We start from the raw sequence: 12,424 nt of genomic DNA, 5'->3' as shown, positions 1-12,424 counted from the left end.
GCGTAGTCGTGGGAATGATGATTTGAGAAAATTTTCTCATAAAATCATGGTGAAAAGATATTTTTCTATCATTCCATGGGTAAACGCGTAGCACGTGCCGTGCGGGCCGCTCTTTCACATCGCGCACAATCCACGCCATGAATTGGTTAGAAGACGTGAAATGGGACGCCCAGGGCCTGGTGCCGGTGATCGCCCAGGAGCAAGGCACGAACGACGTGCTGATGTTTGCCTGGATGAACCGCGAAGCCCTGCAGAAGACGGCTGAGCTGGGCCGTGCGGTGTACTTCAGCCGCTCGCGCAATCGCCTGTGGTTCAAGGGCGAGGAATCCGGCCACGTGCAGACCGTGCATGAGATCCGCCTGGACTGCGACAACGACGTGGTCTTGCTCAAAGTCACCCAGCTCGGCCACGAGCCGGGCATTGCCTGCCACACCGGCCGCCACAGCTGCTTCTTCAGCGTGCTGAAGAACGGCGCCTGGACGGCGGTCGATCCGGTCTTGAAAGACCCGGAATCCATCTACAAGTAAGCGCATGAGCACCTCTTCCACCGACGCCCTGGCGCGCCTGGCCGCCGTCATCGAAAGCCGCAAGGCGGCCAACGGCGGCGATCCCACGGCCAGCTATGTGGCGCGCCTGTTGCACAAGGGCCCCGACGCCTTCCTGAAGAAGATCGGCGAGGAAGCCACCGAGGTCGTGATGGCCGCCAAGGACGCCGAGCACGGCGGCCTGACGCCCGAGCTGCGGCAAACCCTGGTCAACGAGGTGGCCGACCTCTGGTTCCACAGCATGGTGGCCCTGGCCCACTTTGGCTGCTCCCCGGCCGACGTTGTCGCCGAGCTGGAGCGCCGCGAGGGCACCAGCGGCATCGAGGAAAAAGCCCTGCGCAAGGTGCAGGCCCGCGAGGCGGCGGAAACGCCGCGCTCCTGACACTGCTGCCGCAAGGAGGCCCCGTGGAACCTGACCGTCCCCCCTATGCCGTCGCCAACAACGATTCGCTGACGACCGTCGGCTGGGTCAGTTACATCCTGCATCTGATCGTGGCGGTGGCCGCCGTGGTGCCCACGGCGCAGGCCTCCATCGCGCTGCTGCTGGTGGCGCTGGTGATCGACCTGGTCAAGCGCGACGACGCGGTTGGCACCTGGCAGGAGTCGCACTTCCGCTGGCGCATCCGCTCGGTGCTGTGGGCTGGTGTGCTCTACCTGGTCACGCTGCCGCTGTGGCTGCTGTTTATCTTCCCGGGCTGGATCGCCTGGGCGCTGATTTCCTTCTGGTTCCTCTACCGCATCGTGTATGGCATGGTGCGTATGAACAGCCGCCGACCTATGGAGCCTGCCGGTGCCTTCTGAGACGCATTCCGACCCCAACTGCATTTTCTGCAAGATCGTCGAGGGCAAGATCCCCTCGCGCAAGGTGTATGAGGACGACGAAGTCCTGGTGTTTCACGACATCGCGCCCTGGGCGCCGGTGCATTTCCTGATGGTGCCCAAGCGCCACATCCCCTCGATGGAGCAGGTGGGCCCGGAAGATGCTCCCATGCTGGGGCGGCTGATGGCGTTGGCGCCTCGGCTGGCGGCTGAGCAGGGCTGCAACCCCTACCCGGAAGGGGGCTTTCGCATCGTGGTCAACACGGGCGCGGAGGGCGGCCAGGAAGTGCACCATCTCCACATCCACGTCATGGGCGGCCCCCGTCCCTGGCTCAAAGGTTGATACCGTTCGGCCAAGGGCGGGGGAACCTGTTCCTCGCCACTAAAATCCAATCCTCACATTAGGAGAAATCCATGGGTTCCTTTTCCATCTGGCACTGGCTGATCGTGCTGCTGATCGTGGTCATGGTGTTCGGCACCAAGAAGCTGAAGAACATGGGCTCCGACCTGGGCGGCGCCGTCAAGGGCTTCAAGGACGGCATGAAAGACGGCTCGGCCGACGCGCCTGCGTCAGGCCAGGTTGCCGACGGCGCTACGCCGTTGACGGCCGACAAGGCCACGATCGACGTCGAAGCCAAGACCCGTTCCTGAGCGCGTCGCCGCATCCGCACCCGTGATCGATATCGGTCTTTCCAAGATGGCGCTGATCGGCGCTGTCGCGCTGATCGTCATCGGCCCCGAGAAGCTGCCCCGCGTGGCCCGTACCGTGGGCATGCTGCTCGGCAAGGCACAGCGCTATGTCGCCGACGTCAAGGCCGAGGTCAACCGCTCGATGGAGCTCGATGAGCTGCGCAAGATGAAGGACACGGTCGAGGGCGCAGCCCGCGACGTCGGGCAGTCCATCCAGACGCAGGCCAGCGATTTCCAGAAGTCCTGGTCGTCGGACGCTGACAGCAGCGTGTCGGGCCTGTCGGCCGACGTTGAGCCGCTGTACCCCGAGTACCGGCGTCCCAAGAAGAACTGGCGCATCAAGCAGGGCGCCGTTCCGCAGTGGTACAAGGCGCGCACCGGCGTGCGCACCAAGGCGCTGTCGGGGGCGGCGCGCGTCGCTCGCTACCGGCCGCATAAAGTCAACTGATTTTCCCCACGCTTCGGGCACGCCCGGGTCAAGAACCACTCCCCATGTCCGAATCCTCCCGCGACGACGAACTCGCCGGCACCGAGCAGCCCTTTGTCGAGCACCTCATGGAGCTGCGCGACCGGTTGGTCAAGTCGGCCATCGCGGTCGGCATTGCTGCAGCGGTGCTGTTCTTCTTTCCTGGCCCGGGCGAGCTGTACGACCTGCTGGCCATGCCGCTGGTGGCGCACCTGCCGCGCGGCGCCACGCTGATCGCCACTTCGGTCATCTCGCCTTTCATGGTGCCGCTGAAGATTCTCTTCATGGCGGCCTTCCTGGTGGCGCTGCCGGTGGTGCTCTACCAGGTCTGGGCCTTCATTGCGCCTGGCCTCTACCTGCATGAGAAGAAGCTGGTGCTGCCGCTGGTGGTCTCCAGCACGCTGCTGTTCTTCGTTGGCGTGGGCTTTTGCTACTTCTTCGTGTTCGGCAAGGTGTTTGCCTTCATCCAGGCCTTTGCGCCCAAGAGCATCACGCCGGCGCCAGACATAGAGGAGTACCTGAGCTTCGTGCTCACCATGTTCCTGGCCTTTGGCATTGCTTTTGAGGTGCCGATCGTGGTCATCGTGCTGGCGCGCCTGGGCTTTGTGAGCATTGAGAAGCTCAAGGCCTTCCGCGGCTACTTCGTGGTCGGGGCCTTCATCGTGGCCGCGGTGGTCACGCCGCCCGATGTGGTGTCGCAGCTGTCGCTGGCCATCCCCATGTGCATCTTGTACGAGGTCGGCATCTGGGGCGCCCGCATCTTCATCAAGCACACCAAGGCGCCCGAGGACGCAGAGGCAGATGCGGCCAGTGACGCAGCCAAGCCTTGAGTGAGTGCTATTAAATATATAGCTAATAGCCCAGGCGTGGTATGGGCTAGAGGCGCTTTTGGCTTGAAAATGCACCCGTGATCTGCGTGGGGCCATCAGGGAGATGGCCGCGCGCCACTTCTGGCGAATCAGGTCGGCTAAACTTGTTGGCCGGTCTGTCCGGCTCTTCAACTTACGTTCAAGTCCCGCGCCGGACCCCCACATGTCAGCGAACTCAGGCGCCCGAGTGCCACACGCCCCCAAGGCCGAACGGCCTGCGTCAGTCTCTGAAGCGCAGCGCGCCTCTTCTCTCTTCATCGGCTCGACGGAAAAGGCGTTTCAGGTGTTGCAGGCCTTCAACGGCGCGCAGCGGCACATGACACTGGCCGACATCGCCCGGGCAGCTGAGCTGGACCGCAGCGCAGCGCAGCGCGCGGTCTACACGCTGGAGCAGCTTGGCTACCTGCAACGCATGCCGGAGTCGCGCCACTACGGGCTGACGTCCAAGGTGCTGCAGCTTTCCTACAACTACCTGCATGCCAACGAGCTGGTCGACAAGGCCTCGCCCTACTTGCTGGAACTGAGCCGGACGCTGGGCGAGACCACCAACCTGCAGGAGCTTGACGGCTCGGACATCGTGTTCGTGGCGCGCTTTCACGGGCGCCATCTGGTCAACGTCGATTTCAATGTGGGCGCACGGCTGCCCGCTTTTTTCACCGCATCGGGCAATGCCATCCTGTCGCGCTTTTCTCTGGAGCAGCGCGTGGAGATCCTGCAGAAAACGCCGCTGGTGCCGATCACGCCTTTCACCGAAGTCAACCCCGAGAAGCTGCTGGCCCGGGTGCAATCGATGGCCGAGAAGGGCTACGCCATCGTGATGAACGAGACGGTGCTGGGCGACATCTCGGTGGCGGCGCCGATCACCGACCACCGCGGCATGGCCGTGGCCGCGATCAACATCTCGGTGCCGACCACGCGCTGGACGGTTGCCCGGGCCGAGGAAGAGCTGGTGCCGCATGTGCATGTGGCCGCCACCTCGATCTCCAAGTCCAAGTTCGCCAACTACCTTGGCTGAAGAGGCGGCCGACTGTCGTCGGACAGGGCCGTGGCATCCAACGCTTCGGCTTGCGGCACGCCCAGCAGGCGCAGTGTGATCTCGAATTCCTCGCGCAGGATCTGCAGCACGTCGGCCACGCCCTGCGGGCCGGTGGCCGCCAAGCCGTAGAGCGGCGCGCGGCCCAGCAGCACGGCCTTTGCGCCGAGTGCGCGTGCCTTGGCGATGTCGCTGCCGCGGCGCACGCCGCCGTCCACAAACACGTCGAGCGACGGGCCCACGGCATCCACCACCGCGGGCAGGATGTCGAGCGGACTGGGCGCGCCCTCCAACTGGCGCCCGCCGTGGTTGGACAGGACCACGCCGTCCACGCCATGCTGCATCGCCAGCACCGCGTCCGCCACCGACAACACGCCCTTGACCAGCACGCGGCCGCGCCAGTGCGCGCGCAGCCAGGCGATGCTGTCCCAGGTGAGCGCCATGTCCATCTGCCGGCTCAGCGTGGCCGCTTGGCGCCCGATGTTGACGGCCGCACCGGCGCTGCGGGCCAGGTTCACCAACTGCGGCGAGCCCCCTTGGCGCAGCATGCGCGCGCACCAGCGCGGGTGCGCGGCCAGGTCGAGCAGCAGCCTGGGGCTCAGGCGCAGCGGCATCTTGAAGCCGTTGCGCACGTCGTGGTCGCGCTTGCCGTGGACCACGGTGTCGACGGTGACCATCAGCGTGGAGAAGTCCAGCGCCTGGGCGCGCTGCATCATGGCCTCGGCGATGCGCCGGTCCTGCTGCACGTAGAGCTGCAGCCACAGGTCGCCGGGGGTGGCTGCGCGCACGTCCTCCAGCAGCGAGGTCGAGGCCGTGGACATGGCAAACGGCAGGCCGGCCGCGTGCGCGGCGCAGGCCAGGGCTTCTTCGGCGCGCGGCCAGTACAGGCCATTGAGGCCGGTCGGCCCGACGATGGCGGGAAAGCTCTGCCTGCGGCCAAACAGCGTGACTGACGGGTCGACCGTGCTCACGTCGCGCAGGATGCGCGGGCTGAAAGTCAGCTGCGCATAGGCGTTGAGGTTGCGGTCCAGCGCACGCCCATCCTCGGCCCCGCCTTCGAGGTAGTCGAAGGCCAGGCGGGACAGGCGGCGGCGCGCAAGTGCGCGGTAGTCTCGAACAGCGGGCAGCACGTGGGCGCTCAGCGCAGGCCTTCGGACACGGCCATCTGCGCCGCCATCTCGGCATGCAGGCGCGCCTGCAGCGCGGCGGCTGGCGGCACCAACGGATCGAGCAGCGTGGGCGCATCGACGCCGATCAGGTCCATCACCGACTTGAGCGGGCCGGGATTGGTCTCCGCGAAGGCCATGTTCATCAGTGGAATGAGCTTGCGATGGGCGGCAAGCGCCTGCGCAGTGTGGCCGGCGACTGCCAGCTCATAGATCGCCTGCCATGCCCGCGGCAGCATGCTTGCCGTCACCACGATGCCGCCGCGCGCGCCGGCCGCCAGGTGCAGGGGGAACAGCGAGTCTTCGCCGCTGAGCACCGCGAAGGAGTCGTCCACGCCGGCCATGACGCGCAGGAAGTGGTACATGTCGGTATTGCAGGCCTTCATGCCGATGATGCGCTCGTGGCGCGACAGCTCGTGCAGGATCTCTGGGTCGATCGCCACCCGCGTGCGGTAGGGGATCTCATAGATCAGGATCGGCAACGGCGAAGCATCGGCGTAGCGCAGGAAGTAGTCACGCACGCCGGCCTGGGTGGGCGTGGTGTAGTAGGGCGTGAGCACCATTAGCGCATCCACGCCCACGTCGGCGAAGGCCTGGCCGGCCTGCAGCGCATCGTGAAAGCCGGGGTCCAGCACACCGGGGATCACCGGGACTTTGCCGCCTACGGCGTCCACGCAGGTGCGGGCCATCTTCACGCGCTCAGTGCGCGACAGGGCGCCGTACTCGCCGGTACCGCCCAGCGGCACCAGGCCATCGATGCCCTGCTTCAGCAGGTAGGCGATCAATGTCTGGGTGGCAGCCACGTTGATGCTGTCGTCGTCGTTGACGGGCGTGGGGATTGCGGGCAATACGCCGCGCAAGCGGGTTGCGTCCATGGGAGACCTTTCAGTGAGAGGGAGAGAAGTTGCGTGCGGCGCTCATCGCGCCAGGCTGCGGCGGCGCAGGCGGTCCGCAATCCAGATCAAGGCCGCGACGAAGACAAAGAGGCAGGTCGACACGGCAGCGATCACGGGTGAGATCTGCAGCGTGACTTCGTCCCAGAACTGCTTGGGCAACGTGGAGTTGAGGCCACCGGAAGCAAAGAGCGAGATCGTCAGCTCGTCGAAGGACGTGGCAAAGGCAAACAGGAAGGACGACAGCAGGCCCGCCCTCAGGATCGGGAAGGTCACATGGCGCAGCGTTTGCCATGGCCGCGCACCCAGGCTCTGCGCCGCCAGATCGAGCCGGGTGTCGTAGTTGCGCAGCACCGCCATCATGGTCATCACGACATACGGAACGCAGATCACCGTATGGCCGAGGATCAGGCCAAACAGGGTGCCGACGAGCCCGATGCGCGCGAACAGGTAGAACATGCCGACGGCGATGATCATGCGCGGCACGATGATCGGCGACAGCACAAAGGCCAGCATCAGCGACTTGCCGCGCATCTGCGAACGCGCCAGCAGGAAGGCCGCGGGCGTGCCTATCAGCATCGACAGCAGGCCGGCACCGATGCCGATCACCAGCGAGCGCGTGATCGCCTGCATCCACAAGGGTGACTCGAACATCTGCTGGTACCACTGCAGCGAGAAGCCCTGCGGTGGCCAGTTCAGTCCCGATCCGCTGCTGAACGACAAGGGGATCATCAGAATGGTGGGCACGCTCAGGAATGCCAGCAAGAGCAGGACCGTGATGTACATGCCGCGCGACTGGCCCGGCTCGCTGGCGCGGCGGCGCTTGCGGCGCGGCACCAGTGCGGCGAGTTTGTCTGTTGCCCAGGCCAGCGCCGCGAGCACGGCCTCGCCCGCCGCGTGCGACCAGCCTGACGCTGCCACGGGTTTGGCGCGCTCGCTCGCACTGCCCGTCATGGTCGACAGGCCGAGCAAGCGGTCGTAGAGCGCGAACACCGCCAGCACCACCACCAGCAGCAGCACCGAGACCGCGCCGGCGAAGCCCCAGTTCAGTGTCTGCTGCACCTGGTCGATGATGATCTGGGTGACCATGGTCTCGCGCCGGCCGCCCAGCAGCGCGGGGAAGACGAAGAAGCCGATGGCCGTGACAAACACCATGATGGCCGCCGCGGCGACACCCGGCAGCGAGAGCGGAAAGTACACGCGCCAGAAGGCCGCGCCCGGCCGCGCCCCGAGGGTGAGCGCGGCGCGCGGCAGGTTGCGGTCGATGTTCTCCATCACCGACAGCATGGTCAGCACGGCTAGCGGCATCAGCGCATGCACCATGCCGACCAGCGTGCTGCCGAAGCTGTAGAGCAGGCTCACCGGCGCGTCGACGATGCCGAGCGCCAGCAGCAACTGGTTGACGACGCCGTTGCGCCCGAGCAGCACGATCCAGGCGAAGGCGCGCACCAGGAAACTGCTCCAGAACGAAAGCAGCACCCAGAACAGCAGCCGGCTCTTCTTCTGCTGCGGCAGCGAAGAGATCAGGTAGGCCACCGGGTAGCCCGCCAGCACCGCGAACAAGGTGGTCCAGGCCGAGATCTTCAGCGTGATCAGCAGCACGTTGACATAGACCGATGACACGAACAGCTGGCGGTAGGACGCGAGGCTCAGCGCACCGTCCTTGTAGATGCTCAGCAGCAGCAACTGCGCCACGGGGTAGACCAGCAGCGCCAGCAAGAGCAGCAGCAGCGGGGCGCCGAGCAGCACGTTGCGCCGCGTCGCGCGGCGCGCGTGGCGGACGGCGGAAGAAGATGCGGCTTGCATCGGCTACTCCGCGATCGCCACCGCGTCGGCGGCCTGCCAATGCAGCGACAGCGTTTCGCCTACGCGGTAGATAGTGCTCTGCTGCGAGGTCGGCAGGGCGACGGTGATGGGTACATCGCCGGCAAAGGGGGCGCCCAGGTAGAGCTTGGTCAGGCCACCGGTGATCGTCACGTCAAGTACCTGTGCCGACAGGCCTGCTGCGTCACCCGTGGCGTGCTGCACGCTCAGGTTCTGTGGGCGCACCAGCACGCGCACCTTCTGCCCCGGCGCCAGCGCCGCGCCGCAGGATGCAGCGCCTGCCTGTACGCGCCCCTGGTCCAGCGCCAGCGTGACGCCGTCGGCTTGCACGTCGGCCACCGTGGCTTCGAGCAGATTGGATTCACCAAGGAAGTCGGCCACGAAGAGCGTGCGTGGACGGAAGTACAGGTCGGCCGGCGTGCCCAGTTGCTCGATGCGCCCGCCGTTCATCAGGCAGATGCGGTCGGACATGGTCATCGCCTCTTCCTGGTCGTGCGTCACGTACACGATGGTGGTGCCCAGCTCGCGGTGGATGCGCTTGATCTCCAGCTGCATGTGGTCGCGAAGCTTCTTGTCGAGTGCGCCCAGCGGCTCGTCCATCAGGATGATCGACGGCCGATAGACCATGCAGCGCGCCAGGGCGATGCGCTGCTGCTGCCCGCCGGAAAGCTCCTTCGGAAAGCGCTTGGCCGTTTGCGGCAGACGCACCATGTCGAGCGCCTCGTGCGCCTGCTTGCGCGCCTGGGCCGCGCCGACGCCGCGCATCTTGAGCGGGAAGGCGATGTTGTCCTCCACCGTCATGTGCGGGAACAGCGCGTAGTTCTGGAACACCATGCCGATGTCGCGCTCATAGGGGGCGCTGTAGGTCACGTCCACGCCATTGATCCGCATCTCTCCGGCATCGGGCTGCGACAGGCCGGCGATCAGGCTCAGCAAGGTGGTCTTGCCCGACCCCGAAGGGCCCAGCAGCGTGAGGAACTCGCCGTTGGCGACTTCGAGGTTGGTGGGGGCCAGCGCGGTGAAGTCGCCGTAGCGCTTGCACAGCCCGGAGATGCTCAGGTTGGACGAAGGCATGGTTGCGTGTTCAGGCCAGCACCCAGCCGTTGAAGCGCTCGATCACCGCGGCCTGGTTGTCGAGCCAGTAGCGCGCATTGATCTGCAGGCCGTTCTTGATGTTGTCGGGGCTGGTCGGGCTGTTCTTCGCCATCTCGGGCTTGACGTAGTTGAAGGCCGACGGCTGCGTGAAGCCAGCCGGAAAGAACTCGGCCTGGATGGCCTGGCGTTTAGGGTCTGACGCGAAGCGGATGAACTCGCGGCAGGCATCGGCGTTCGGCGTGCCGGCCAGGATGGACCAGCTGTCCACGCCCCAGAGGTTCTGGTTCCAGACGATGGATACGTCAGCGCCCTTGGCCATGGCCTGCTGCGGGCGCGAGACCCAGGTGGCCACCATGTCGACCTCGCCGGACATCAGCATTTGCTCGACCTGGGCGCCGGAGTTCCACCAGACATCCACCTTGGGCTTGATCTTGTCCAGGCTGGCGAAGGCGCGGTCGAGGTTGGCCGGATAGACCTGGCCTGGTGCTACGCCGTCGGCCATCAGCGCTTCCTCGATGGTGTCGAAGGGGTGTTTGCGGATCGAGCGGCGGCCGGGGAAGTCCTTGACGTTCCAGAAATCCGCCCACGAATTGGGTGCCTTGCGTCCCTTGAAGGCGGCATTGCGGTAGGCCAGCACCGTGGTGTAGACGTTGGTGCCGACGCCGTAGGGCGACATGTACTGCGCGGGAATGGTGGCCACGTTCGGGTCTGACTCGACCCCGTGCTTTTCCAGGTAGATCTTGCTGCCGCTGGTCAGCAGCAGGATGGCCGGCTGGCTGATCTTGGCCATGTCCCAGGTGTAGTTGCCGGTCTCGACCATGCTCTTGATCTGGGCGGTGGGCTCGGCATTGGCCTGCACGGGCACGACCTGGATGCCGGTCTTCTCGGTGAAGGGCTTGTAGAAGGCCGCCGCATAGGCCTGGCTGTAGACGCCGCCGTCGTCGCGCACGACGATGCGTTTGCTGGCGGCGCGTGCTGGCGTCCAGATGGCTGGCGCAGCGACCGCAACCACGCCGGCAGCGGTGGCTTTGAGGGCCTTGCGGCGGGACAAATTGCAGCTGGGCAGTGGATGCATGTCGAACTCCTTCAGTGAGAGAAAGTTGGGGAACGCAGGAACCGAGATCAGGAATGCGCCGGGCGGCCGGCATCGGGCAGCAGGCGACCCGGGTTGAACGAGTGGGCCGGGTCGAAGGCCTGCTTGATGCGGCGCATCATCGAGAGCTCGACCGGCGACTTGTAGTGCGCCATTTCCTGCAGCAGTGTGCGGCCCACGCCGTGCTCTGCGCTGAAGGTGCCATGCAGGCTGTGCGCTACGTCGTTTACGCAGTGCCGCATGCGCTGGCCCATGGCCTCGCGGTCTGGCAGCGCGGCCCAGGCCTCGAAGCTGAAGAAGGGGATGAAGTGAACGTTGCCGTCGCCCAGATGGGCCACGATGACGATCGGCAGCCCGGGCACGATTTCGTGCACGGCAGCGGTGGCGCGGGTGATGAACTCCGGCACGGCCGACACCGGCACCGCGCTGTCTGTGGTCAAGCCGACGCCGGCCTTCTTGTTGGCTTCCGACACGCTGTGCCGGATCTCCCACATGGCGGCGCGCTGCGCGCCGCTGCTGGCCAGCACCGCGTCCAGCAGCAGGCCTTGCTCGGAGGCTTGCTCCAACACTTGCTGCAAGGCGGCTTCCAGCACGGATTCGGCGCCGGTGTCCGACAGTTCCACCAGCACATGCCAGGGATGCATTTCCGACAGCGGGTTGCGCCGGTTGGGCAATTGCTCGACCACGATGCGCAACTGGTTGGCGTCGATCATCTCGAAGGCCGACAGGCTGGCGCCGCAGGCGGATTGCAGCAGGCCCAGGATCGCCAAGGCTGCCGCCGGGCTGGGCGGCGCCAGCCAGGCCACGGCATGCGCCTTGGGCAATGGGTGCAGCTTGAGCGTGGCGGCCGTCACGATCCCCATCGTGCCTTCCGAGCCTATGAACAGATGCTTGAGATCAAGCCCGGTGTTGTTCTTGCGCAGGGTGTAGAGGCCGTTCCAGACCTCGCCATCGGGCAGCACCACCTCCAGGCCCAGCACGTTGTCGCGCGTATTGCCGTAGCGCAGCACGCCGGTGCCACCGGCGTTGGTGGCAATCGTGCCGCCGATCTGGCAAGAGCCTTCGGCGCCAAGGCTGATCGGGTAGAGCCGGTCGGCATCGATGGCGGTTTGCTGAACCACGGCGAGCACGCAGCCGGCTTCGACTTCCATGGAATTGTTGGCCGCGTCGACCGAGCGCACCTTGCGCATGCGCGCGAGGTTGACGATGACCGGCGCGATGCCCTTCTCATCAGGCACTGCGCCGCCGCACAAACTGGTGTTGCCCCCCTGCGGCAGTACCGGCACGCCTGCGGCGGCACACAGCCGGACGACTGCCGACACCTGGGCCGTGCTGGACGGCAGCACCACGCAGCTCGCCGGCCCGCGGTAGCGCCCGCGCCAGTCTTCGGTAAATCCGTCGAGTTCGGCGGTGGCCGTGACGACGGCACCTGTTCCCAATGCGGCAATCAACTGGTCGATCAGAGTCATCTTTGCACCATTTGAGTGAGAGCCAGGGGGCTCCCGAATCCTTGATCCAGTGCTTGCGAATTTCGTGCCAATAAATCGCATATCACTTGAAGTGAGTGTATTGCGATTGTTTTTGGTGGGGCAATGGGAGAATCCCGAGGTGATCCACGGTGCCTGTGAGCAGGGTCGTTTGCTGTAAGGGATGGTGAGGAGAGGGCGCGGCAAAGGCCGGACAGGCATTTACGCCGGAGGCCGGGCGGTGGCGGAGCGCGATTGCGGCGCCGGCGCAAGTTGAGCGGCCGGGCTCTGGAGAGGGGCGAAGAAGGCGGGCTGTGAGGCCGAATCCTGGTGTGCTGGCAGCAGGAAGAAGTGCTACTTAATATATAGCTACAAGCCAAGGTACAGCCTGGGATTTGGCCACTTTTCCCTTGAAAATGCACCCAGAAACGACAAAGCCCGTCCAGGACGGGCTTTGTCGTTTCA

At 65.5% G+C, this 12,424-nt stretch carries 14 protein-coding genes; 8 read left to right on the top strand and 6 right to left on the bottom strand.

Annotated elements, in window-relative coordinates:
• Window positions 1–128: 128 nt before the first annotated feature.
• The 8 genes from hisI (at window position 129) to AAFF27_21665 (ending at window position 4,404) form a co-directional block, all read left to right on the top strand.
• Window positions 129–527, top strand: coding sequence for a phosphoribosyl-AMP cyclohydrolase (gene hisI / locus AAFF27_21700; protein XAH26289.1), 399 nt, complete (start codon window positions 129–131; stop codon window positions 525–527).
• Window positions 528–531: 4 nt separating this feature from the next.
• The gene (locus tag AAFF27_21695) at window positions 532–927 is read left to right on the top strand and encodes a phosphoribosyl-ATP diphosphatase (GenBank protein ID XAH22591.1); all 396 of its coding nucleotides are present in this window, start codon (window positions 532–534) and stop codon (window positions 925–927) included.
• Between the two features lie 23 nt (window positions 928–950).
• Entirely contained in the window at window positions 951–1,346 is a 396-nt protein-coding gene (locus AAFF27_21690) for a hypothetical protein (protein ID XAH22590.1), read from the top strand.
• Complete coding sequence (locus tag AAFF27_21685) at window positions 1,336–1,707, top strand: histidine triad nucleotide-binding protein (protein ID XAH22589.1); 372 nt, start codon at window positions 1,336–1,338, stop codon at window positions 1,705–1,707. Before AAFF27_21690 ends, AAFF27_21685 begins: the two co-directional genes overlap by 11 nt.
• 71 nt (window positions 1,708–1,778) lie before the next feature.
• Window positions 1,779–2,015 (top strand): Sec-independent protein translocase subunit TatA, encoded by a 237-nt coding sequence (gene tatA / locus AAFF27_21680; protein XAH22588.1) that lies wholly within the window; start codon window positions 1,779–1,781, stop codon window positions 2,013–2,015.
• Window positions 2,016–2,037: 22 nt separating this feature from the next.
• A complete protein-coding gene (tatB, locus tag AAFF27_21675; protein XAH22587.1) occupies window positions 2,038–2,502 on the top strand; it encodes a Sec-independent protein translocase protein TatB in 465 nt (154 codons plus the stop codon).
• A gap of 44 nt (window positions 2,503–2,546) precedes the next feature.
• Window positions 2,547–3,350 carry a twin-arginine translocase subunit TatC gene (tatC, locus tag AAFF27_21670; protein ID XAH22586.1) on the top strand — a complete coding sequence of 268 codons (804 nt, stop codon included), beginning with the start codon at window positions 2,547–2,549 and terminating at the stop codon, window positions 3,348–3,350.
• Window positions 3,351–3,552: 202 nt separating this feature from the next.
• A complete protein-coding gene (locus AAFF27_21665; protein ID XAH22585.1) occupies window positions 3,553–4,404 on the top strand; it encodes an IclR family transcriptional regulator C-terminal domain-containing protein in 852 nt (283 codons plus the stop codon).
• Here AAFF27_21665 and AAFF27_21660 read toward each other — a convergent pair.
• The 6 genes from AAFF27_21660 to AAFF27_21635 are packed head-to-tail and all read right to left on the bottom strand — an operon-like array spanning window position 4,392 to window position 11,962.
• Complete coding sequence (locus AAFF27_21660; protein ID XAH22584.1) at window positions 4,392–5,552, bottom strand: alpha-hydroxy acid oxidase; 1,161 nt, start codon at window positions 5,550–5,552, stop codon at window positions 4,392–4,394. The two genes, AAFF27_21665 and AAFF27_21660, sit on opposite strands and share 13 nt — an antisense overlap.
• A gap of 8 nt (window positions 5,553–5,560) precedes the next feature.
• Window positions 5,561–6,463: a 4-hydroxy-tetrahydrodipicolinate synthase gene (gene dapA / locus AAFF27_21655; protein XAH22583.1), complete on the bottom strand. Its 903-nt coding sequence runs from the start codon at window positions 6,461–6,463 to the stop codon at window positions 5,561–5,563.
• A gap of 42 nt (window positions 6,464–6,505) precedes the next feature.
• On the bottom strand, window positions 6,506–8,287 hold the full coding sequence (locus AAFF27_21650; protein XAH22582.1) for an ABC transporter permease subunit: 1,782 nt from the start codon (window positions 8,285–8,287) through the stop codon (window positions 6,506–6,508).
• A 3-nt stretch (window positions 8,288–8,290) separates the two neighbouring features.
• Window positions 8,291–9,379 (bottom strand): ABC transporter ATP-binding protein, encoded by a 1,089-nt coding sequence (locus tag AAFF27_21645; protein XAH22581.1) that lies wholly within the window; start codon window positions 9,377–9,379, stop codon window positions 8,291–8,293.
• A 10-nt stretch (window positions 9,380–9,389) separates the two neighbouring features.
• Complete coding sequence (locus tag AAFF27_21640) at window positions 9,390–10,475, bottom strand: ABC transporter substrate-binding protein (GenBank protein XAH22580.1); 1,086 nt, start codon at window positions 10,473–10,475, stop codon at window positions 9,390–9,392.
• Between the two features lie 47 nt (window positions 10,476–10,522).
• A complete protein-coding gene (locus AAFF27_21635) occupies window positions 10,523–11,962 on the bottom strand; it encodes an FAD-binding oxidoreductase (GenBank protein XAH22579.1) in 1,440 nt (479 codons plus the stop codon).
• Window positions 11,963–12,424 lie beyond the last annotated feature (462 nt).

The sequence above is a fragment of the Xylophilus sp. GW821-FHT01B05 genome, assembly GCA_038961845.1.
Taxonomy (GTDB): domain Bacteria; phylum Pseudomonadota; class Gammaproteobacteria; order Burkholderiales; family Burkholderiaceae_C; genus Xylophilus.
The sequence above is the reverse complement of the archived record's forward strand: the minus strand, read 5'-3'. Positions and strand labels throughout refer to the sequence as shown.